The sequence below is a fragment of the Streptococcus sp. SR1 genome (assembly GCF_000526075.1).
GTDB lineage: Bacteria > Bacillota > Bacilli > Lactobacillales > Streptococcaceae > Streptococcus > Streptococcus halitosis.
This window is the reverse complement of the sequence record NZ_JATR01000014.1, coordinates 1-22,104: the sequence shown is the minus strand read 5'-3', so window position 1 is coordinate 22,104 and position 22,104 is coordinate 1. Positions and strand designations below refer to the sequence as shown.

Genomic DNA, 22,104 nt, shown 5'->3' with positions numbered 1-22,104 from the left:
AAATCCAAAGAAAGGATAGAAGCAAACTGTCAGTCCTGTTCAGTTCTGAACAGTTTGTCTCAAGTGTCTATATGCCAAAAAGAGACCGTCGAGTCAGCAAGACTAAAAAAGCCATCTATCAAGCTTTTTTACAACTTTTGAACGACAAGGGCTATGATGCCACTACTGTCCAGGATATCATTGACCTAGCAGATGTTGGACGTTCTACTTTTTACTGTCACTATGAAAGTAAGGAACTCCTTTTAGATGAGCTCTGTCGCTACCTCTTTCATCATCTCTTTGAAAGGGAAGGACACTTTACGACCGAGGACTACCTCGCACATATCTTTTTACATTTTCAGAAAAACCAGGACCATGTTACCAGTCTCCTTTTTTCCAAAAACGACTACTTCCTCCGCCAACTACACAAGGAACTCGAACACCACGTTTATCCCATGGTGGCGGATGACTTGCAAGAGGCCTATCCAAACATTCCGGCCTCCTACCTCCAGCATTTTGTTGTGACGAACTTTATCGAGACTCTAACTTGGTGGCTAAAAAAAGGAAAATCTTATACTGAAGACCAAGTGGTGAAATTTTACCTTGATGTAATGGAGATGACCTCTCCAACTCCACTTGATAACTAAGCCTGTAACTCAGAAAGGAACCAACTATGTTAACTTCGATGATTCTAGGAATACTAACAATCGTACTAGCTCTCGCATTCTCATTACTTCACCTTGCTGCTGCTTTTTCAGCCATGAAACAAAAGAACTACAGTCTGGGAAACACGTGCATCTTGGTCGGCAGTTGCCTCACTTCTCTGGCTCTAGCCATCTTTTACTTCGTCCCACTTGCAACCATTCTTCTATGGATTGTGGGTTCGAGTATTGTCTGCTATGGAGCCTACTGGAACGGCCAACAGACAGAAAGTCAACATATATCGCACCACATCATTCGTATAACGAGCGCTATCGTTATTACCGTGTTACTCATTTTGCTCTAACACAAAAAAGGATCTTCTGATCCTTTTTTATTTTTTAAGCGCTTTTTGCTGCCTTGCTCCACTGGTACCAACCAACTAGACTGTTGATCAAGTAAATCAGGTATTTCCCTTGGATTTGCAGGCTTTCTCCCCACCAGAGATAGATTGAAAAGACATTAGTAGCAGCCCAGAATATCCACTGTTCACGGTAAACAGCTGTCATGAGGATTTGCCCTACACCATTGGTCGCATCAGTGATAGAATCACGATAGGGACGATTAGCTCCGATAGACTGATAAATAAACCCAAAGGCCAACCACCAAAGAACACTAATAGAAAGATCCTTGGTCTAACCCTTGCCGTCTAGTTTACGTGCGACAAACTCTTGTTGTTCTTTCTTAAACTGGGCTTGATAAATCCAAACCAAGAGACCAATTGGCTGCATAATTGTAAAATAGAGAGTTGTTAAAACCTCACCATAGAAGCCTTTTTGAAGGGCAAGCACCAGATAAATGATGGAATTAATCAAACCAAATAGGTAGTTACTAGCACGACCTTCAGCTTCTCAAAGAGCAGAAAAAAGGTTAGTAAGGCTTGAAAGATGAATCATTTTAAAGGCAAACAATTCCAACAAGACGTCATTATTGTCGCTGTTGGTTATTACCTACGTTACAATCTGAGCTATCGTGAAGTTCAGGAATTGCTTTATGACCGTGGAATAAATGTTTGTCACACTACGATTTATCGGTGGGTTCAAGAATACAGTAAAATCCTCTATCATCTCTGGAAAAAGAAAAATAAACAGTCCTTCTATCCGTGGAAAATGGATGAGACCTATATCAAAATTAAGGGGCGTTGGCATTATCTCTATCGAGCGATTGATGCGGACGGTTTAACATTGGATATCTGGTTACGAAAGAAACGTCGAGCAGACGATAACAGCTATAAGTTAGAAGATACCGCCTATCAAGAAGATAAAGCACGCAAAGCAGAAACCGAAGATAAGCTAGCTATTGAAGCAATGAAAAGCAAGTATACCACGCTATTGCTAGAAAATATGTTGCTAAGTCCGTTTGAAATGCAAGATACAAAAATCATGGCAGGATTGCAAGTCCATGTTTACCCCCTCTATGACGAACTGAAAGAATTAAGAGGGCTAAATAGTGTTAAAGACCACTTATCTTATGTTGCCAGCAGACGTGAAGAATATTCTAAGCATAATATCGCACGCTACCTCAAAAAAGCCATTGAACAATATCTACCAACGGTTAAAAGGCAGGACTTAAACCATGAGTGAAGACTTAAAAACGATCAAAGAGCTGGCGGATGAGTTGAGTGTTACAAAACAAAATATTCAATATCACTACCAAAGGTTACCAAAAGAATTACAGCTTAAAAGTTCCAATGGGTCTAATCTAATAAATTCTAAAGCAGAAAAAATAATTTTAGGTAAAGTAGAAAGTAGTAACAAATCAAATACCAAAGACCAACAAATAAGTAGCAAAGACCAACAAATAAAAAAACTAACTAATTTGTTAGACCAGTAACAACGATTAGCCATGCAAGATAAAAAGTTGCTAGAAGAATACAAGGCGGAAAATGATAACTTAAAAGCCCTCAAAATGCCCTCACAGGAAACAGAATTCAAACACTTAGACAATCAATATAAAGATGAAGTGAACGCTCTTAAAGAGAAGTTGGAAAATTTGCAGGAACAAATCAAAGATCAAAAAAGGATAGAAGAACAAGAAAAACCAATAAAATGGTGGGGACTATGGCGAAAATAGATGATTCAGTTAAAAAGAAAGTTCCAGAATTGCGATTTAAAGGATTCACGGATGAATGGGAACAGCGTAAGTTGGGAGACGAAGTTCGAATAGTGATGGGACAGTCTCCTAATTCAGAAAATTATACTGATGATCCTAATGGGCGCTAAAAATGCGAAGACCTATGAAGACCTATTTTGTATTAGTCAAACAAAAAATCCAAAAGAAATGGTATATGATTATGCCCATGAAACAAAGTAAAATCAAACCGAGTGATCTGAGGAAGCACCCGATAATCATGAAACGTTATTAAACACAAAAGTCACCCATGTGAGTTCTTGCCAGAAGCTGAAGTTAATCCTTCAACCTGGAAAACCCGCAGAGGTGACTTTTTCTATACATCTCGATTTTGCTGGCAATAATCATTAACCGATAAATATGTCTGTGAATCACCCAGCGACTCCGCTATGTCCATAATCCGCGGTGGTAGTAATCCCACTCGCTGGACAAGTTCGTGATTGCTGAACAATTCCCGTGGACTGCCGGCGAAGCCAAACTTCCCGTGTTCCATAACATACACCGACTCAAACTCGGCGGCGACCCAATCCATGTCATGGGTGATGGTCACAACTTGGTGGCCCGAATCAGCCAACTGATGGAAAATTGCGGTCAACTTGCGCCGGCTTTCCCAATCAAGCGACATCATCGGCTCATCAAATAAATAAATCGCCGGATCCACTGCCAAAACTGTGGCAACGCTCAACAGCTTGCGTTCCGACAATGACAGGTCATATGGACTTTCAGCTGTTTTATCATCCAAGCCAACTCTTTTTAGAGCCGCTAAAGCCCGCCTCGTAATCGTGTCGTGGTCATCCATGACCTGCGCGACATTCCACTCCACCTCTCGTTGAACGGTCGGGTTGAAAAGCTGATCGTCAGGATTCTGAAAAGTAATCCCAACCTTCAGTAACTTTTCGACTGGTTTAAGATCATTAAAATTTTCTCCATCGATCTTAATCACACCGGTTTGTGGTGTCAGCAAGCCCGTCAACAATTTGAAGAGCGTTGATTTGCCGGCACCATTTTGGCCGACAATCGCCACCATCGGATCGGCGAAGTGTTTGTCTTCAACATCCAAGCTAAAGGACCGTTCCGGATAAGTGAACGTCAGGTGGCTCAGTTCAATTGTGGACATAATGAACCTCCTTCAGATCAGCGTAATTCACCGGATACCGGCCATCAGCCAAGTGCCAATCCATTTTTTGAGCAAGTTGCTGGATTGTCGGGGCTGGAATCTGCCAGTCAGCTGCCAAATGATTAAACACCTCACCCGGCCTGCCCTGGGCTACCATTTGACCCTCGTGCAGCACCCACACAACGTCGGCGACTTCGCACAAATCGTCAATTTCACTGGTGACAATGAAGACAGTCGTCTCTTTGACTTGGGCCAGCCATTGGAAAAATTGCCGGCGGCCAAGGGGATCCATCTCACTGGTCGGATCATCCATAATCAAAACAGCCGGATTAGCCACAATCGCCGTGGCAATTGCCAACCGCTGGATCTGACCACCGGAAAGGCTCTCGGGACGCAAATTCAGCTGTTCAATCAGCCCCATTTGCGTGGCAACTTCTTCAACCCGTTTTTGAATCAGTCCTTCAGCCATTCCCTGATTAATCAAGTCAAAGGCGATTTCATCGGCAACCGTGTCTGCCAACCCGCTTAGTTGGCCAGCTGGATTTTGCAGTACAACTCCATTCATGGCATTATAAACGGGCCAATTGTCGGACACTCGCTGGCCAAACATGTGCCAATCGCCCTCAATCTCAGCAGACACAATTTTGGGAATGACCCCTGCCAGCACACGGCACAAAGTCGATTTGCCGGAGTGGCTATTCCCGATAATCCCAACCACCTGGCCGGTATGAACCTCCGCGTTAATCTGACGCAGTTGTGGTTGCTCAGTACCCGGATAACGGGTGGTCAAATTTTCAATTACAATCCGTTTATCTTCGTCCATATCTTCCACCCAATCAATAAAATTGCCAATCCAGTCAGACCAATGTGCAGCGTCCGCGACAGGCGATACACGCGCTGGGAGGTTCTGACAGTCCGGTTGAGATTATCAAAACCTCTCAGTTGGAGAGAAATCGACCGCGTCATCGATTGATCCAAGGTCTTAATCACCAATGGAATTAGAACCGGCAGGACTGACTTTAATTTCTGAATCAACGTTTTTTGCGGATTGGTTCCGCGAACTTTTTGTGCCTGCTGGATTTTCCGCATATTGCGCATCATTTCCGGCAAAATATAACACACCGACATCAGAACGTAGACGGTTTTATAAGACAATCCGGACAGTTCCAAATAGGCCGCGTTTTCTGAAATACTCGTGGTCACCATAAAAAAGCCACTGGTCAAAATAATCACCAATACTCGACAACCCAGAGTGGTGGCGTAAATCAGGCCTTCTTTGTAGAACGACACCCCAAGCACAGAAAACAGCACAGTTTGATTCCAACTGTAAAATAACCCTTGGATGATCAGCATGGTGCAAATCAGAAACAGGCTGAATCCCAGCGCCTTAAAGGTGGTAGAACTCAATTTGGAAAATAACAATAGCAGTGTTGCGACAAGAATTAATCCGGCCTGAAGCAATAAATTCATACTGGCAAAGCTCAACAACGTCATGTCCAAGATGAACAAGAGCTTAGTAATCGGATCGATCACCTGGTACCACTTGAGCTTGACCCGTGGCGCTCCAGAAATCAATGTTTTATCAGTCATCATTTATCATCGCTAAAGAAGTGCACCATCCGCTTCGGTAGCTGACGATAGATGAAGAATGCCAGGTAGGCCACGCAGACTTTATCCAAAATATCCAAGACAAACTCATCGGTAAATGAGGCCAGCCACACTGGTGCATGATTGGCGACCATTACCGCAAACAATGAGTCACCCCAAGCGATACCGGTCTGACCACCCCAAAAGATGACATTGAGCGGCGTTGAAATGACAGCTGAAAAGATGGCAATAATAATAGCAGAAACAAATACTCGTCGCGCTGACGAGAACCACCCATTGGCGTGCAAAACTCCGACAGCAATCCCAATTCCGATGCTGGTAATCGCATACACGGTTGAAATTGGCGATAAGGTCAGCCCATAGATCACGTTGTTGATGAAACCACTAATGGCACCGGCAACCGGCCCAGCCAACATGCTGGTAAGAAAGGTTCCCAAAGACCCCAGCCAAACGGGCAACTTTAACCCCTCCGCCAAGGCTTTGGCAACATAGTTAATACCCACGGCAGCGGGAATCAAAGTCATGGTGGCAGCACTTAACTTAAATTTCCACATACTGGTACGATGAATCGGTTCTGTTTTCATAATCTTCTCCTTTTGTTTTTAAAGAGCCGTGTCTGGATAGACTTTCGGACGCAACGCTCTATTATATATCTACTGAACTGTCTATACACAAGATTTCCATCCTTAGTCGACATGAGCTGGAAATCCTTATTTGTTAAGTAGTTCACAACACATTATACACCTAATTTCTGAATAGTCAAGTGTATTTACAGTAAAATTTTAGAAAATCCTAAAAATTTCCTCTTATTTTCCATTTAAAAATGAAAATCATTAATTCTGACACTCAAAAAGCCCAGACGAAATTGTCTGAGCATTCTTTTATCTAGTTGTTTAAGGGAGTTGAGTTCAGTATGTTTAAAGTCTCTTCCCCATCATTTCTTCAACAAACCTTGTTCTTGCAGAAATTCCTTGGCTACTTGTTCTGCTGGCTTGCCTTCAACACCGACTTGGTAGTTAAGTTGGCTCATCTGACTCTCTGTAATCTTACCAGCCAATTTATTAAGAACTCTTTCCAACTCTGGATGTTTCTTGAGAAGAGCTTCTTTCATCAGAGGAGCCCCTTGATAAGGTGGGAAGAGTTGCTTGTCATCTTCCAAGACCTGTAAATCATAACGCGCCAACTCTGCATCGGTCGAATAGGCGTCCGTGATTTGAATATCCCCTGACTGAATAGCCTGATAGCGAAGGGCTGGCTCCATGGTCGCCACATTGAGATTGAGACCATACATTGATTGCAAGCCCTTATTGCCATCCTCACGATCATTAAATTCGAGTGTAAAGCCTGCCTTCAACTGCCCTTCTACTTTTTTCAAGTCCGAAATGGTCTTCAAGCCATATTCTTGAGCAATCTTTTTCGGAACAGCTACAGCGTAGGTATTTTGATAAGACATAGGTTTGAGATAGGCAAGATGATCCTGTTTGGCAATGCCATCACGCGCCACCTGATAAACCTGATCCGGCTCATGACTCACTTTCGGTGCTGGTTGAAGCAAACTTTCAGTCACCGTACCCGTAAATTCAGGATAGATGTCAATATCCCCTTTTTTCAGAGCTTCATAGAGGAAGCTTGTTTTCCCAAAATTCGGTTTAACCGTTGCCGTCATACTGGTATTTTCTTCAATCAAGAGTTTATACATATTGGCCAAAATTTCTGGTTCAGGCCCCAATTTCCCAGCAATCACCAAGTTCTCTTTCTCTTTTTGGGCTAATAGAGCTGGACTATAAGACAGACCGAGCAAGATTGTCACCAAGGCAAAACCAGAGAAAATCGTCCGCAATTTTGCTTTTTCCATCACTTTTAGTAGGAAGTTAAAGGCAATGGCCAGCACTGCTGAAGAAAAGGCCCCAATCAAAATCAGACTGGTATTATTACGGTCAATTCCCAAAAGGATAAAGGAACCCAGTCCGCCTGCTCCAATCAAGGCAGCCAAGGTTGCCGTACCGATAATCAAAACCGCTGCCGTCCGAATACCAGACATGATAACAGGCATAGCAAGTGGAATTTCAAACTTCTTGAGACGCTCCCATCTAGTCATCCCAAAGGCAATCCCAGCCTCTTGCAGACTCGGATCAATTCCCTTCAGCCCAGTGATGGTATTTTGCAAAATCGGGAAAATCGCATAGATTACTAGAGCTGTCAAAGCAGGCAAGGTCCCAATTCCCATCAAGGGAATGAAGAGCCCCAACAAGGCCAGAGACGGGATGGTCTGGAAAATCCCTGCAATCTGCAAAACCCAATCCGCCAACTTTTCATGATAACGAAGAAATACCGCTAAGGGGACTGCAAGCAAAATAGCTAGTAACAAGGTCAAAAGTGACAACTGCAAATGTTGAGATAGAGCTGTTACCCAATCACCAAAACGATCCTGAAAAGTTGATATCAAATTAGTCATGAACACTACCTCCAAACAAGTCTGCTACAAAGTCTGTTGCAGGCGCTTTTAAAATCGTCTCGGGATTTGCTACCTGACGAATCTCTCCATCCTGCAAAACAGCAATACGATCACCTAATTTCAAAGCTTCATCCGTATCATGGGTCACAAAAATCGTTGTCATACCAAACTCTTTATGCAATTCTTTCGTCAGAACCTGCAACTGTTTTCTCGAAATAGCATCCAAGGCTGAAAAGGGCTCATCCATGAGGAGAATCTTAGGCTGACCAATCATGGCACGGACAATGCCGACCCGTTGCTGTTCTCCACCAGATAATTCATTAGGTAAACGATGCCCATACTCAGCTACCGGTAAACCAACCTTAGCTAAAAGCTCTTCTGTTTTCTGAGCAATTTCTTCCTTAGTCCAGCCCTTCATCTCCGGAATGAGAGCGATATTTTCCGAAACCGTTAGATTGGGAAACAGAGCAATGGCCTGTAAAACATAACCAGTAGAAAGACGAAGTTCACGCCCATCATAGTCTTTGATGCGCTTGCCATCCATGTAAATATCGCCATCAGTCGGTTCCAAAAGGCGGTTAATCATCTTAATCATGGTCGTCTTACCGGATCCAGAAGGTCCAACTAAAACCATGAACTCTCCATTCTCAATCCGTAAATTGACATCTCTCAAAACATCTTTTTCTGTGTAGCGTAGCGCTACATTTTTATATTCAATCATTCTTTGTCCTCTATTTAAAACTTTCCTCGGTTGGTCAAGTTACCAAACTTTTAATAACTAATTTACCCCACTCTAAACCTCATTTTCCTTCTCTTTCAGATTAGCCAAAATTCTTTCTTGAAAACCTTCAAATTGGCGAATTTCTTCCTCTGAAAATCCTTTGTAACAGATAGTATCCAATCTCTGACTGACACGTTGCCCAACTTCTTTCTGGGACTTGCCCAACTCTGTTAAAACTAAATACTTCTTACGCTTATCTTCTCCACACGGACTGACAGTTATAAGATTTTGTTCCTCTAGCTTTTTAATCATAGTCGTCAGCGTATTATTAGCAAGCCCAGTCGCAAGCGCAATATCTGTCGCAGTTGCACAGCCCGTCTTACTATTCCATAAAACCGCTAAAATCTTTCCCTGCTCACTCCGATAAAGAGAGTCAGGGTCTTGTCTCAGTAACTTTTGAAAAATCCGCCCATTCAACAAACGAATATGATGGGCTACCAAATGACAATATTTCATGAAACCTCCAATTTATTTCTATATCGATACGAATAAAAAATATTATAATACTTATTATTCCAATTGTCAACTATTTCGATTTAGAACTAATTTTTCTCAGTAAAAAATCTCCTACTCAAGGTAGAAGATTTCAATCTTATAAACTTAATACGTCATGTCTGATACCAAAGTTCGACGCTCCAATGGAATACTGCACATAACTAACAAGAAAATGAAACCTGACTGAATCCAGAAAAGGGCCAAGTCAAAGATTCCATGCACAGCAACCACTGTAAGGAAAGATAGATAAAGACCGATAATTGGACGTTTCCCCGACTCCTGACTCATATCCATCATCAAACGAACAGGAGCAACAGAAGACAAAGCTAATAAAATGGTTCCCACAATTCCGTAACTCAGAATCGTATCAATATAAAGGCTGTGAGCATGTTCATGATAAGGAGCATTTATCCGAGGATAAGAGTGCATATAGGTCAATGGCCCCTCCCCCCAAAAAGGATTTTGCTTAAACAAGGCCATCCCAGCATCCCAGATAGAAATGCGTTCTTCCATAGAGGAATCTAAGGTCCCCATCCGAACTCCCAAATCACTAGAAAAAAGGAAACTCAAGCCAATCGCAAAGACCCCAATACTAAGCCAAAAGGCTTTCCAGTTTTTAATGGTCGTAAAGAGATAAATGATGGCTCCAGCGATAATAGCAGGAAAGGCAGTTCGATTTTGCGTAAAGTTCAATCCAAAGAGATTAACAAATCCTGCAATCACACAAAAGATTTTTAACCATCTTAGCTTCGTCGTTGTAAAAAGATAAAAAGCAATCATGATACAGAAGCAACAGATAATCCCATAGTAGTTAGGATTAAAGAAGGTCACCTCTGCACGGTTTTGGTGCCATACTTGCATATTTGGTGAAAGAAAGGCATAGTTAAATTTCTTTACAATTTGGAAATGCTCCAAAGTAGCAAAAGCGGCAGAGACAACACTACCAAACAAAACCGTCTGGAGTATCAGTCGAAAGAAAGCATGCGTCAGACGCTTCTGGTAAAAACTAAAGAAAATAAGAAATAGGAGCATCAGGAAAGATGCTGCTAGACCAAGCCAGTTCTTGGCAACAATGGAAATGACACTACTGTAGGCAATAAAAAAGAGAAGTACAGGATGTTTGGCTAATCCTTTGATAATTCCCTTCATCTCCCCAGTAACAAGTAAACCTATCAAATATAAAGCAAAGAGCGCTAAGAACAAATAAAAAGGTAAAAAGATACTTATGATCATCAAATACAAAAAGAAATCTTTTTTCGAAAGCCCTCTTATCTTATCCAGTAATCCAATTGATTTCAAAACGGATCCTTTCTGTTCTGGATTTCTCCAGAAGATAAATGCTAAACTATCTTTATATTCTACCATTTTTTCCGTCATTTGGGAACAATGAACACGTTTTCGTCACAAAAAAACTGTTTCATTAATATAGCACTAGAACTGAATTTTTCTGCCGTTTTCTAATACTTGATAGGTCTGACTTTGCAAATCAATTTCTGCTACTGCTGTTACGGACTTGTCTTTATTTTGACGTTTGATTACAATGCTGTGAGCTGTTGGTGTTTCAACGTCAATAGTCCCTTCTAGGTCAAAGGCCTCTGATTGATTACGGAAAGAAAATAGATTGAGAAGAGACTTCACCACAGGACGTTGAACTTCTTCTGCTATTTCCTCATTGCTATAGTAATGACGATTAATATTTCGACCTTCTTTGGTTTCTTCTAATAATTTCAAGTCATTTTTTCCTGCTAATAGACCCACATAGTAAACCTGAGGAATGCCTGGAGCAAAAGCTTGAATCAAACGAGCGAGGAAGTACTTGACATCATCATCTCCAAGCGCAGAATAATAGGTTGAATTGATTTGGTAGATATCTAGATTGTTATACTCTGCACTAGAGTACTTACGTTTGACATTCGCTCCAACCTTATAGAGCTCATTTGAAGCATAGTCAATTTCCTCATCTGTCAGAATATCTTTGACATCCACCACTCCAATCCCATCATGGGTGTCTAGTGTCGTAAATTGCTTCATCGGGCTCATCTTTAACCACTTGGCCAAACGCTCTGTTCTAGAACTGTAAAGAGTATAAAGGGTCACCATTGGAAGGGCAAAATCGTAAACATAGTAATCATGGTCCGCTATTTTAAACTGAATCGAATAGTGTTCATGAATCTCAGGTAAGAGCTCTGCTCCGTACTCAGCTGCGATATCTCGAACTTTGTCCAATAAATTCCAAATATCTGGTTCCACAAAGAAATCATTGGTATCCAATTTCTTCACTGCATAAGCAAAGGCATCTAGACGAATCAAATCACACCCGTTACTTGCTAGATGTTGAATCGTCTTACGGATAAATGACATCGTTACTTCTTTGGTCACATCAAGATCAATCTGCTCCTCACCAAAGGTATTCCACAAATGTTCTACTGAACCATCTGCAAAAAGAATCTCTTGCTTTGGTGCACGATCCTTACGCTTGTAAATTAAGTCTACATCAGCTTGTGTCGGACGATTTCCCGGCCAAAACTTATCCCAGTTTAAAAAGAGATCTTTAAATTCACTAGCTTCATGTTTTTCTTGATAGTCCTTATAATACTTAGATTGACGAGAAATATGGTTAATCATAAAGTCGAACATAAGATAATATTTCTCACCTAAACGCTTAACATCCTCCCAATCACCAAACGTTGGATCCACTTCATCGTAGTCAACTGGCGCAAATCCACGATCACCTGTTGACGGGAAAAATGGTAGAAGATGAACTCCACCAATAGCATCGCCCAAATGTTCTTCCAAATTCTCATACAGGTCTTTAAGGTTATTTCCAAGACTATCTGAGTAAGTAATCAACATAGTTTTATTTTGAATGGTCATAGATGGTCTCCTTTTTCTGATGAAAGCCAAGTCTCATATGACCTGGCTTCGTAAATGAAAGATATTTTTAGATTTTTTGTTCACTTCGAGCTCATACTAATATAGACTGCAAGCAACTAAATACTACTTTCTTGTTTTCTACATAGAATTGCCAATAAGCTGAACTGTTCCTTTGTATCTTAATTGAACACGCCCTAAGCTCTGTGTGAAAAAGATGAATCTTCCAAGAAGCCAAGGCTTCTTATTCAGATTCCCTATTTTCACTGTGAGCTTTTAACGGGCTTTGTATCTTGTTACTTCACTGCCCCGTTACTCATTCCTGAAATGATATGTTTTTGGAAGATGAGGTAGACAATGGTTATCGTTACAATTCCTACAATATAGGATGCAAAGCTTGGTCCATAGTCATTAAAGTACTGACCTTGGTAGTTGTACTGGAAGAGAGGCAAAGTCCACATCTTGGAATCCTTATTCAAAATCAACAATGGTAACATAAAGTCATTCCAGAACCAGAGAGCATTGATAATCAAAGTTGTCGCATGCATGGGCTTCAGCATTGGAAAAATGATTCGACGATAAGTTGTAAAACGATCAGCCCCATCGATTTCCGCAGCTTCATCCAAACTATCTGGTACACTGATTTTTATATAACCAACATACAAGAAGAGGGTCTGTGGAATAGCATAAGTTAGGTAGAGTATTACTAGCCCCCACATATTTGCTAGGCCGAGTTTACTCATCATAACTGTGATGGGAATCATAATCACCTGAAATGGAACAAATATCCCTAAGATCAAGAGCGAATACATAATTGCAAAGGCTTTTTTCTTGGACATATTTCGAGCAATGGAGTAAGCTGCAGCTGGTATAAAGAAAGCTACTACAATCAATGATAACACCGTAATAACTGCTGAATTCCAGAAATAGCCTCCAATCCCATCCGAAATTAATCGTTCATAATTACTTAAGGTAAAAGGATTGGGCAAACTAAAGAAATGATTCATGATATCCTTGGTTGTCTTGAAGGAACTAAAAACCGTTACCAACAAAGGAACAAGTATAAGAATACCACCGACTATCAAGAGGACATATTTCCAAAACTGATTCAATTTTTCTTCTTTTTTCATGTGTAGGACTCCTCTATTAGATTTCAAATTTCTTTGATAGTTTAATTTGGATCAGAGAAACAATTCCAATAATTAAGAATAAAATCAAGGCAATTGCATTCGCATATCCATATTGATTACTCTTGAAAGCATAGTTGTAGACTAAAAGTCCAAGAGACGTTGTAGCATTATTTGGACCACCACTCGTCAACGCAAAAATCTGGTCAAAGGCTGTCAACCCGGACTTAAGAGCCAGAATAAAAACCATAGAAATCGTTGGCAGTAAATAGGGCAATTCAATCTTCCAAAAAGTTTGTTTACTGGTTGCACCATCAATTGATGCTGCCTCTAAAATATCATTTGGAATACTCTGAAGACCAGCAAGAAAGAGAATGATTGGCATTGCTACTCCTTGCCATAGAAGAACAAAAATAGTTGCCACTACCGCTCCGACTGGTGTTCCCAATAGACTCTCTTGTAAAAAGCTAATTCCTAAAATTTTTCCAATCGTTGGAAGCCCATAGTTGAAGAATTGTTTAAAAATCAAGGAAACTGTCAAACCAGACAAAACAGCCGGGAAAAAGAACCAAGCTCTAAAGAAGGTCTGCCCCTTCATCTTAGAATTTAAGGCTCGTGCCACAACCATCCCAATCGTAATCTCTCCAATAATCAATGCCAGAGTTAAAATCAAAGTAAAGGCTATAGCTGTGAAGAATTTCCCATCAATCATCAGCAATTTGTAGTTATTTAAACCAACAAATTTATAATTATAGGTCAATCCAGTCCAGTTAGTCAAACTATAGAAAGCACCTTGTACCATTGGAAAGTAAAAGAAGATAGCTTGTAAAGCAAGCGGGATGAGCAAAAATGTCCAACCCCAGTATTTATTTAAAAATTTTCGAATAGCCATATCATCTTAACTCCTATTCTAGTCCAAATCTGCCTTCATTGGATTAAAGAAAGCATTGAGATTGTTTGCCATATTTTTCAGATTTTTATCCATCAGGTAACCTGCACTTAGATTAAAAAAGTCTTCTTCAGAGTTCCAGCGTTGGCCCAACCAAACATAATGTTTGTCCGTAAATGCCAGTTTAGAAATAGCTGCAAGCGCTGAATCTTCTTTTTCCTGTATGCCTTTTACCGCAACAGGTGATCCATCTACATCATAGTATGACTGCATAGCTTTTGGACTAGTCATATAGCTGATAAATTCTTCGGTTTCCTTAGGGTGTTTGGAAGTAGCTGAAGTTGATAATGCCATGTCCCCTGCACCAACAGTGACTTCTTTTCCTACTTCTTCTCCAGGAAAGGCAAACATCCCCACCTCAAATTTTGGATCCTGTTGATTAATTGCGGCTAATGCCCATGATCCTTGTGGCATCATCAAGGCTTTTTCACTCGAAAATGCTACCACCGCATCATTATAAGAGGCACCACGCCAACCATCTTGAGCATTATCTGCTAATAAATCGAGTCGTTCTGCATCTGCTTTTAAAATAGCATCATCTGCAGAGATTGCGTTTGGTTTTGAAAAGCGAAGATAGTTATTAGCCGCGTCTCCACTACCCGTAAGGGTAATGAGAGAAAGTTGGTGGTAACCATTTAATGTCCAGCCTTCATTGCCTGCAACCGCAAACGGAGAATTTCCACTATCTTTTATCTTTTTAACAATCTCTTGAAACTCTTTAAAAGTCTTCGGTTCCTCAAGTCCTAATTCTTTAAACTTCGTTTTATTGTAATAGATTCCATAAAGATTGGCCGTTAATGGCACGCTATAAATCTTGTTATTGATTGCATACTTTTCAGCATAGTCATTCTTGATGTTCTCAAGATAGGGTTTTCCTGTCATATCTGCAAAATAGCCTGCCTTCGCCCACTCCTGAAAATCCATATTTTGAGGATAGATATTAATAATATCTGGAACATCTCCTGATAAAATACGAGTCTTTAGAACAATTCCAGCTGCGGGTACTGTAGTCAGCTTCACATCAATATTAGGGTGTTCCTTTTAAAAATCATCCACTATCTTTTGCAAGGTATCTGCCATCTCGGTCTTCTGGTTAAAAAACTCAATCGTTACCTTGCCATCAGTTGATTGATTGTTCTGACCACAAGCCACTAGGCCTAGTAAACTTGCCCCAGCTACTAAAAGAAAACCTGCTTTCTTATACCATTTCATTGGAATGCCTCCTTGATAAATTTATACGCTTTTATTATAGTCTTTTGAATTTATACTGTCTACTCAAAAAATCTCCTGGCGATAGGGTAACAGTTAAACCTGCATACATGAGCTCTGCACCCGAATAAACAATGTTTGTCCCTTCCAGCTCATAAAGCCCTTCCACTTCTAAGTCTTTCAGTTTCAAGGTGGTTTCCATTGTTTCCACAACTGACAGGACTCGGACGTAGGTCACAATCGTTTGATTTTCATAGTTAAATTGTACAGCTGCTTCATTGGATTCAGCATCGGGATTGATTAACCTATACTGATTTCCCAACTGGACTACTGGTCGCAATTCTTTATACAAGTTCACCTGATTAGCAATCTCAGCTTTCTCTTCATCTGATAAACTTGTTAAATCAAGCTCGTAGCCCAGATTTCCCATCATGGCTACATGACCACGAGTTTCCAATGGTGTCATCCGTCCCATCTGATGATTTGGTACTGCTGACACATGAGCTCCCATAGAAATGGTTGGATAGAGATAGGATGAACCATATTGGATTGGTAAACGTGCAATAGCATCAGTATTATCACTAGCCCAGACTTGTGGGAAATAACGCATCATACCAAGATCATTACGTCCACCACCACCAGAGCAGGACTCAAAGAGAATATGACTGTGTTTCTCTGTCAGATAAGAAACGAGTTCATAAAGTCCCAACATATACTGATGAGACTGCATCTGGGTTTCCAGATAAACTGAACCATTCCCCAGATTAGTGATATTGCGGTTCATATCCCATTTGATGTAGTCAATTTTATGATGAGAGAGGAGTTCATCTAAAACATTTTTCAAATATTCTACTACCCGAGGATTGGCAAGATTAAGTACTAATTGATTTCGAGAATAGGTATGCTCATAACCTGGAACCTGAATAGCCCAGTCAGGATGTTTACGATACAAGTCGCTATCAACAGAAATCATCTCAGGTTCTAACCAAAGCCCAAACTGCAAACCTCTTTCATGGATCGCTGAAATCAGACTTTCTAGACTTCCACCCAGTTTTTTCTCATTCACAACCCAATCACCTAAAGCACGATTATCATCAAAGCGATTACCAAACCACCCATCATCTAATACAAAAAGTTCTATTCCAACTTTCTTAGCTTCATCAGCTAGTTCTAACAGTTTTTCTCTCTGAAAGTCAAAGTAGGTAACTTCCCAGTTATTGATTAGAATTGGACGCTCTTTTTTAGAAAATTTACTTGGCATAATGTGCTTAAGTACAATATTCTGACTTTCATGACTGATACCAGTTAATCCCTTATCTGAATAGGTCACTAAAGCTACCGGTGTTTCAAAATTTTCCTCAGGATCTAACTTCCAAGAAAAGTTTTCTGGATTAATTCCAATAGCCACCCGAACTTCATTCAACTGATTCTTTTGGACAAAAGCTTCGAAGTTTCCACTATACATCAGTTGTAGAGCAAACACATTCCCAGCATCCTCTGTAACTCCTTGATCACATAATAGAAGAGCTGGTGTTTGAGCATGCCCAGAAGCTCCACGGTTCGAACTAATCGAAAAGATTCCTTGCTCTACCTGTTGACGTCGGACAGTCTTTTCACGAGCATAAGCTCCCTGTAAAGTCACTATTTCGTAAGCTGCAGCGGGAAAATCAGCCATAAAAGAAAAGTCCTTATGAATGACAACTTCCTGATTACTATTATTCTCCAATTTGCTGTAACTAGCAATTGTCGCATCATTATCAAAAGCTGTATAATACAAAGTCAGACTAAGTTTAGCTTGAGGATCTTTTAAAATCAAGACAAGCGTCTCTGTAGCATCCATGCTGTGAGGAGAAGGTAAGCCCTGTGGACCATTCTGACCTTTTAAAATCTTTGCTTTTACAAATCGAAAGTCTGTTACTTCAGTTGCATCATGTTGAACCTGTAAAGTTGGTTTTCTAAAGTCACCCAAACCATGTTGTCCAAAAATTTGACGCTGCGTATCCAAACTAAAGGTTCGATTAGTAGCTATTGGATTACCTGAAAAAGCATGGTCGCGTTCATAAACACTATTAGAACCTCTATAGTTCTGAATAGTCTTTCCTAAATGTTTTAATAATAAGAATCCATCCCTATTTTCAATAATCAAACTTAAACCTTTACTCTCAACGTAAAATAGATTATTCTCTATCCGAATTCCCATAAATTGTACCTCATCCATTTCTTGATAAAATTTTAGCACATAAAAGCGCTTTCCAAAATAGAGAAATGTATACAAAGTATGGTAAAATGTTAGGTAGGAGGTGGCCCATGCTCGTTTTTTCAGAATACCAGACTGGAACAATTGACCTTTCTCTTAGCTTTTACGGTTATGAAGAATGTACGCCTAACTACTCTTTTGGCCCAGCTATTCGAGATACCTATGTACTCCATTACATTACTAAAGGAAAAGGTCAATTCCATTATAAGGGGAAAATTGTTGATTTAAAGGCAGGAGATTTCTTTTTACTAAAACCAGATGAATTAACATTCTATCAAGCAGATAACCAGGATCCTTGGGCTTACTACTGGTTGGGGATCACTGGAGGGAGGGCACCTGACTACTTTGCTCTATCTCAAATTTCTGACCAATCCTACCTCACCCAGTCAAATAACTGTCATACACAAACAACTGCAAAACTCGTTGAAAATATTGTCCGTTTCGCTCAGATTACAAAATCAAATGAATTGGCTCAACTCCACATCATGGGACAACTCCATGAACTAATGTTTCATCTAGGAACGATTGCTCCCAATCAGAAAAAAGAGAATATTTCATCAACTCACCAGCTCTATCTTGACTGCAAACAATTAATTGATAGTCACTATCCACGATCGCTCACCATTCAAGATTTAGCTAAAGAGCTATCGGTTCATAGAAGTTACTTAACTAGTGTGTTTAAAGAATTTCACCAACTCTCTCCAAAAGAGTATTTACTTTTCGTTCGAATGAAGCGTGCGCAACAGTTACTAGAACACACAAATGAAACGATCAAAGTCATTGCATATTCTGTAGGTTTTTCAGACCCACTACATTTCTCAAAAGCCTACAAACAGTTTTTTCATAAAACACCTAGTCAAACTCGAAAAGAATACTCTCATTCCCTCTCAGCTAGAAAGGAAAATCAATGAAATCACACCAACTAGTCTACCAAATATTAGCTAGAGAAAACGATTATGTTAGCGGAGAAAAAATCGGAGAAGAACTGAATTTAAGCCGTACATCCATATGGAAAGCGATCCAACGTCTTCAACAAGAAGGCCTAGAAATTGACAGTATCAAAAATAGAGGCTATAAGCTTATTCAAGGCGATCTGATATTGCCTGATTTGATTCAGGAGAACACCAACTTAACCATTAGCTACAAACCTGAGACCAAATCAACCCAAACAGATGCAAAAGAAGGGATTGAAGCTGGAAACCAAGGAAATACACTCTATCTTTCAACCTGTCAAACAGCAGGTCGTGGACGCTTTCAACGTCCCTACTATTCTCCATCTCAGGGTGGGATCTATATGTCCCTGCATATTCAACCAAACCTCCCATATGATAAACTCCCATCCTATACTCTTCTTGTGGCAGCTGCAGTCTGCAAAGCCATTAAAAATCTAACTATGATAGAAGCAGATATCAAATGGGTAAATGACATCTACTTTAAAAATAAAAAAATAGCAGGCATCCTTACTGAAGCTATGACGTCCGTTGAAACAGGTTTAGTGACAGATGTCATTATCGGTGTTGGAATCAACTTTGCCATCAGCGATTTTCCCAAAGAGATAAAAGAAAAAGCTGGAAGTCTCTTTACACCACCAGCTCCTATCACACGAAACGAACTAATCTCAGAAATTTGGCGTTGTTTCTACCAAACAGCACCCGAAGAACTACTCTATCTTTATAAAGAACACTCTCTTGTTCTAGGAAGAGAGGTCAGTTTTATCCAAGATCAGACTGAAAAAAAAGGAGTCGCCAAGGACATCTCCGACAAAGGACAACTCTTTATCCAGCTTGATGACCAGACAGAAATCTGGCTCAATAGTGGTGAAATCTCACTCACTAGCTGGACTTAACAAACAGCACTATATGATGTCTAGAATCTCATCTAGCAAGCATATAGTGCTGTTTGAATGTAGAAAGTAACAGATATATAAATAGCTAGCTTCCTATCAACAATTTACAGGTGGATAGCTTTTGAGGCATTCTTTTTATATGCCGTGCTATGTACCAAAGAAGCTCCATAGCAGTGATTCTCATATTCAAGCATAATCAATGGCAACGCAAAAACTTTAACAGCATATAAAAGCAGCCAAAACATAAAGATTTCAGCTTTTATATTCACCAAATTTTTACTAAACATCTCGTACAAGAAGCATGCATTTAAAGCCATATTGAAGAGACTTGCCAACGTTGCTAAGACTATATTGGTTTTCAATTTTGGATGATAATATTTAGCCACATATAAGGCCAATAATGAAATATTATAAAGGCAAATCGGTTGATAATTTTCTCTATAAATAACCAGCGTCTTACGATTATAGAACAGGAAACCATGAGGTCCACGATGATATTCATTGATCCAGACATGGCTAAGACCTCTAATCTCATCCCAAGCTACAAATAAATCAATTTTTCTTAGATAAATCCCTTTTTTATAAATCGAACATTTCCATTTAAACAAGAAAGATAGAAGAAAAGTAAGGAGTAAAACCGCAACTGTAACAATCTTCAACTCCCCTTGCCCGATAATCAAGGATAGGTTAAAAAAGCGAATTTGCGCTTTTTTTGCATCTAAGATCATTGAAATCACAGTTAGAAATACTACAAAGATAAATAGTATAAATCTATAAAAAATACTATGAAATTTTACTCCATTTTCCATCTCGATTATCCCCCAGCCACTTAAAGTCCCTAACCTTAGTATACCACTAAATCTAGTCTATTTATGATTTTTTCTAATATGAAAGTTACTGAAACAGCATTAGATAATAGAGCTCAATAATATTTGTAGTAGGTAAATCCACTATGGAGATTATGTAGCCTAGAAAAAAAGTCCCAATGACCTATAATGAAAAGCGACTAAACAACTCATTAGAAAGATTCATATGGAACAATTACATTTTATCACAAAACTACTCGATATCAAAGACCCTAATATCCAAATTATGGATGTTGTTAATAAAGATACCCACAAGGAAATCATCGCTAAACTCGACTACGACGCTCCATCTTGTCCTGATTGCGGAAATCAAATGAAGAAATATGACTTTCAAAAATCATCTAAAATTCCTTACCTCGAAACAACTGGTATGCCTACCAGAATTCTCCTTAGAAAACGCCGTTTCAAGTGCTATCAGTGCTCGAAAATGATGGTCTCTGAGACTTCTCTCGTCAAGAAAAATCATCAAATCCCTCGTATCATCAACCCGAAAATTGCTCAAAAGTTGATTGAAAAGACTTCTATGACCGACATTGCCCGCCAGCTTGCCATTTCAACTTCAACCGTCATTCGAAAGCTCAATGACTTCCGTTTTAAACATGATTTTTCTCGTCTTCCCGAGATTATGTCTTGGGATGAGTATGCCTTCACTAAGGGAAAGATGAGCTTTATTGCTCAGGATTTTGAAAAGCTCAATATCATCACTGTCCTTGAAGGCAGGACACAAACTATCATCCGAAATTACTTTCTGCGCTACGAGCGAGCTGTTCGTTGTCAGGTGAAAATCATTACGATGGATATGTCTAGTCCCTACTATGGACTTGTCTAAACAGCTTCGCTTTCGAATTTCTAGGCTCAGGCTGAAACAGTCTCCCAGATTGTTTCACTCCCAAACGCTAAAATAGTTCTAGATCGTTTTTATATTGTCCAACATCTCAGCCGTGCTATGAGTCGTGTCCGTGTTCAAATCATGAACCAATTCGATCGAAAATCCCATGAATACAAGGCCATCAAACGCTACTGGAAGCTTATACAGCAGGATAGTCGTAAACTGAGCGATAAGCGATTTTATCGCCCTACTTTTCGTATTCATCTAACCAACAAAGAGATTCTAGACAAGCTTTTGAGCTATTCAGAAGACTTGAGACACCACTATAAAGCTCTATCAGCTCTTGCTTTTTCACTTTCAGAACAAGGAGCCTGAGAAATTTTTGGACTTATAGAGGAGAAACTAAAGCAGATTCATCCTCTTTTTCAGACGGTCTTTAAAACCTTCCTCAGGGACAAAGAAAAAATTGTCAACGCTCTTTAGTTACCTTATTCCAACGCCAAATTAGAAGCAACCAATAATCTCATTAAACTTATCAAGCGCAACGCCTTTAGTTTTCGGAACTTTGAAAACTTCAAAAAACGAATTTTTATCGCCCTAAATATCAAAAAAGAAAGGACGAAATTTGTCCTTTCTAGATCTTAGCTGACTTCAACCCACTACAGTTAACAAAGAGCAAAAAAAAGAGCCTAGCAGCTCTTAACGTACGGAGAATGGGGGATTCGAACCCCCGCGCCGGTTACCCGACCTAACGATTTAGCAAACCGTCCTCTTCAGCCTCTTGAGTAATTCTCCTATTAATGGGCACGAGTGGACTCGAACCACCGACCTCACGCTTATCAGGCGTGCGCTCTAACCACCTGAGCTACGCGCCCAAGTTTAAAAA

Annotated in this window: 22 protein-coding genes, 2 tRNA genes and 3 pseudogenes; 10 read left to right on the top strand and 17 right to left on the bottom strand. The window is 40.0% G+C overall.

Features of this window, described 5'->3' with window-relative positions:
- Nucleotides 1–71 precede the first annotated feature (71 nt).
- Complete coding sequence (locus HMPREF1518_RS03890; protein WP_033584278.1) at nucleotides 72–626, top strand: TetR/AcrR family transcriptional regulator; 555 nt, start codon at nucleotides 72–74, stop codon at nucleotides 624–626.
- 26 nt (nucleotides 627–652) lie between these two features.
- Nucleotides 653–985, top strand: a complete 333-nt coding sequence (locus tag HMPREF1518_RS03885) for a hypothetical protein (RefSeq protein ID WP_033584276.1) — start codon at nucleotides 653–655, stop codon at nucleotides 983–985.
- A 34-nt stretch (nucleotides 986–1,019) separates the two neighbouring features.
- On the opposite strand, the pseudogene pnuC reads toward HMPREF1518_RS03885, so the two are convergent.
- Nucleotides 1,020–1,526 (bottom strand): annotated as a pseudogene (gene pnuC / locus HMPREF1518_RS10435) (nicotinamide riboside transporter PnuC); the annotation flags it as partial.
- A 39-nt stretch (nucleotides 1,527–1,565) separates the two neighbouring features.
- Here pnuC and HMPREF1518_RS11035 point away from each other — a divergent pair.
- The 4 genes from HMPREF1518_RS11035 to HMPREF1518_RS10895 are packed head-to-tail and all read left to right on the top strand — an operon-like array spanning nucleotide 1,566 to nucleotide 2,900.
- Nucleotides 1,566–2,261 carry an IS6 family transposase gene (locus HMPREF1518_RS11035; protein ID WP_033584274.1) on the top strand — a complete coding sequence of 232 codons (696 nt, stop codon included), beginning with the start codon at nucleotides 1,566–1,568 and terminating at the stop codon, nucleotides 2,259–2,261.
- Nucleotides 2,254–2,511: a plasmid replication protein gene (locus HMPREF1518_RS03870; protein WP_033584272.1), complete on the top strand. Its 258-nt coding sequence runs from the start codon at nucleotides 2,254–2,256 to the stop codon at nucleotides 2,509–2,511. Before HMPREF1518_RS11035 ends, HMPREF1518_RS03870 begins: the two co-directional genes overlap by 8 nt.
- 12 nt (nucleotides 2,512–2,523) lie before the next feature.
- Entirely contained in the window at nucleotides 2,524–2,751 is a 228-nt protein-coding gene (locus HMPREF1518_RS03865; protein WP_001152920.1) for a hypothetical protein, read from the top strand.
- Nucleotides 2,739–2,900, top strand: coding sequence for a hypothetical protein (locus HMPREF1518_RS10895; RefSeq protein ID WP_001062367.1), 162 nt, complete (start codon nucleotides 2,739–2,741; stop codon nucleotides 2,898–2,900). Before HMPREF1518_RS03865 ends, HMPREF1518_RS10895 begins: the two co-directional genes overlap by 13 nt.
- Before the next feature lie 224 nt (nucleotides 2,901–3,124).
- Here the strand turns inward: HMPREF1518_RS10895 and HMPREF1518_RS03855 are convergent, their stop codons facing one another.
- The 13 genes and pseudogenes from HMPREF1518_RS03855 to HMPREF1518_RS03795 all read right to left on the bottom strand — a co-directional run bounded on the left by HMPREF1518_RS03855 (nucleotide 3,125) and on the right by HMPREF1518_RS03795 (nucleotide 17,620).
- Nucleotides 3,125–3,925: an energy-coupling factor ABC transporter ATP-binding protein gene (locus HMPREF1518_RS03855; RefSeq protein WP_000103849.1), complete on the bottom strand. Its 801-nt coding sequence runs from the start codon at nucleotides 3,923–3,925 to the stop codon at nucleotides 3,125–3,127.
- Nucleotides 3,912–4,748 (bottom strand): ABC transporter ATP-binding protein, encoded by an 837-nt coding sequence (locus HMPREF1518_RS03850; RefSeq protein ID WP_033584268.1) that lies wholly within the window; start codon nucleotides 4,746–4,748, stop codon nucleotides 3,912–3,914. The genes HMPREF1518_RS03855 and HMPREF1518_RS03850 overlap by 14 nt, the downstream gene beginning before the upstream one ends.
- A complete protein-coding gene (locus HMPREF1518_RS03845; protein ID WP_197018558.1) occupies nucleotides 4,724–5,515 on the bottom strand; it encodes an energy-coupling factor transporter transmembrane component T in 792 nt (263 codons plus the stop codon). Before HMPREF1518_RS03845 ends, HMPREF1518_RS03850 begins: the two co-directional genes overlap by 25 nt.
- Entirely contained in the window at nucleotides 5,515–6,117 is a 603-nt protein-coding gene (locus HMPREF1518_RS03840) for a membrane protein (RefSeq protein ID WP_033584264.1), read from the bottom strand. Before HMPREF1518_RS03840 ends, HMPREF1518_RS03845 begins: the two co-directional genes overlap by 1 nt.
- A 350-nt stretch (nucleotides 6,118–6,467) precedes the next feature.
- Entirely contained in the window at nucleotides 6,468–7,988 is a 1,521-nt protein-coding gene (locus HMPREF1518_RS03835) for an ABC transporter permease/substrate-binding protein (protein WP_033584262.1), read from the bottom strand.
- Nucleotides 7,981–8,709, bottom strand: a complete 729-nt coding sequence (locus HMPREF1518_RS03830; RefSeq protein WP_033584261.1) for an ATP-binding cassette domain-containing protein — start codon at nucleotides 8,707–8,709, stop codon at nucleotides 7,981–7,983. The genes HMPREF1518_RS03835 and HMPREF1518_RS03830 overlap by 8 nt, the downstream gene beginning before the upstream one ends.
- A 72-nt stretch (nucleotides 8,710–8,781) precedes the next feature.
- Nucleotides 8,782–9,225 carry a MarR family winged helix-turn-helix transcriptional regulator gene (locus tag HMPREF1518_RS03825; protein WP_000872569.1) on the bottom strand — a complete coding sequence of 148 codons (444 nt, stop codon included), beginning with the start codon at nucleotides 9,223–9,225 and terminating at the stop codon, nucleotides 8,782–8,784.
- 144 nt (nucleotides 9,226–9,369) lie between these two features.
- Nucleotides 9,370–10,563 (bottom strand): O-antigen ligase family protein, encoded by a 1,194-nt coding sequence (locus HMPREF1518_RS03820; RefSeq protein WP_033584568.1) that lies wholly within the window; start codon nucleotides 10,561–10,563, stop codon nucleotides 9,370–9,372.
- Between the two features lie 132 nt (nucleotides 10,564–10,695).
- Nucleotides 10,696–12,138, bottom strand: coding sequence for a sucrose phosphorylase (gtfA, locus tag HMPREF1518_RS03815; RefSeq protein WP_033584258.1), 1,443 nt, complete (start codon nucleotides 12,136–12,138; stop codon nucleotides 10,696–10,698).
- 293 nt (nucleotides 12,139–12,431) lie between these two features.
- On the bottom strand, nucleotides 12,432–13,265 hold the full coding sequence (locus HMPREF1518_RS03810; RefSeq protein ID WP_000711271.1) for a carbohydrate ABC transporter permease: 834 nt from the start codon (nucleotides 13,263–13,265) through the stop codon (nucleotides 12,432–12,434).
- A gap of 16 nt (nucleotides 13,266–13,281) precedes the next feature.
- Nucleotides 13,282–14,154 carry a carbohydrate ABC transporter permease gene (locus HMPREF1518_RS03805; protein WP_033584257.1) on the bottom strand — a complete coding sequence of 291 codons (873 nt, stop codon included), beginning with the start codon at nucleotides 14,152–14,154 and terminating at the stop codon, nucleotides 13,282–13,284.
- An 18-nt stretch (nucleotides 14,155–14,172) separates the two neighbouring features.
- Nucleotides 14,173–15,423, bottom strand: a pseudogene (locus HMPREF1518_RS03800) (extracellular solute-binding protein).
- Nucleotides 15,424–15,457: 34 nt separating this feature from the next.
- A complete protein-coding gene (locus HMPREF1518_RS03795; RefSeq protein ID WP_033584256.1) occupies nucleotides 15,458–17,620 on the bottom strand; it encodes an alpha-galactosidase in 2,163 nt (720 codons plus the stop codon).
- A 107-nt stretch (nucleotides 17,621–17,727) separates the two neighbouring features.
- On the opposite strand from HMPREF1518_RS03795, the gene HMPREF1518_RS03790 reads away from it, so the two are divergent.
- Together HMPREF1518_RS03790 and birA are read left to right on the top strand one after the other, a co-directional pair.
- Nucleotides 17,728–18,588, top strand: a complete 861-nt coding sequence (locus tag HMPREF1518_RS03790; protein WP_000959977.1) for an AraC family transcriptional regulator — start codon at nucleotides 17,728–17,730, stop codon at nucleotides 18,586–18,588.
- The gene (gene birA / locus HMPREF1518_RS03785) at nucleotides 18,585–19,523 is read left to right on the top strand and encodes a bifunctional biotin--[acetyl-CoA-carboxylase] ligase/biotin operon repressor BirA (protein WP_033584254.1); all 939 of its coding nucleotides are present in this window, start codon (nucleotides 18,585–18,587) and stop codon (nucleotides 19,521–19,523) included. The genes HMPREF1518_RS03790 and birA overlap by 4 nt, the downstream gene beginning before the upstream one ends.
- 104 nt (nucleotides 19,524–19,627) lie before the next feature.
- Here the strand turns inward: birA and HMPREF1518_RS03780 are convergent, their stop codons facing one another.
- Nucleotides 19,628–20,332 (bottom strand): hypothetical protein, encoded by a 705-nt coding sequence (locus tag HMPREF1518_RS03780; RefSeq protein ID WP_033584252.1) that lies wholly within the window; start codon nucleotides 20,330–20,332, stop codon nucleotides 19,628–19,630.
- Nucleotides 20,333–20,555: 223 nt separating this feature from the next.
- Here HMPREF1518_RS03780 and HMPREF1518_RS10605 point away from each other — a divergent pair.
- Together HMPREF1518_RS10605 and HMPREF1518_RS11090 are read left to right on the top strand one after the other, a co-directional pair.
- Nucleotides 20,556–21,593 (top strand): annotated as a pseudogene (locus HMPREF1518_RS10605) (transposase).
- Between the two features lie 150 nt (nucleotides 21,594–21,743).
- Nucleotides 21,744–21,863: a hypothetical protein gene (locus tag HMPREF1518_RS11090; RefSeq protein WP_418896152.1), complete on the top strand. Its 120-nt coding sequence runs from the start codon at nucleotides 21,744–21,746 to the stop codon at nucleotides 21,861–21,863.
- Nucleotides 21,864–21,925: 62 nt separating this feature from the next.
- Here the strand turns inward: HMPREF1518_RS11090 and HMPREF1518_RS03760 are convergent.
- Together HMPREF1518_RS03760 and HMPREF1518_RS03755 are read right to left on the bottom strand one after the other, a co-directional pair.
- Nucleotides 21,926–22,013, bottom strand: a tRNA-Ser gene (locus HMPREF1518_RS03760).
- Nucleotides 22,014–22,019: 6 nt separating this feature from the next.
- A tRNA-Ile gene (locus HMPREF1518_RS03755) sits at nucleotides 22,020–22,093 on the bottom strand.
- Nucleotides 22,094–22,104 lie beyond the last annotated feature (11 nt).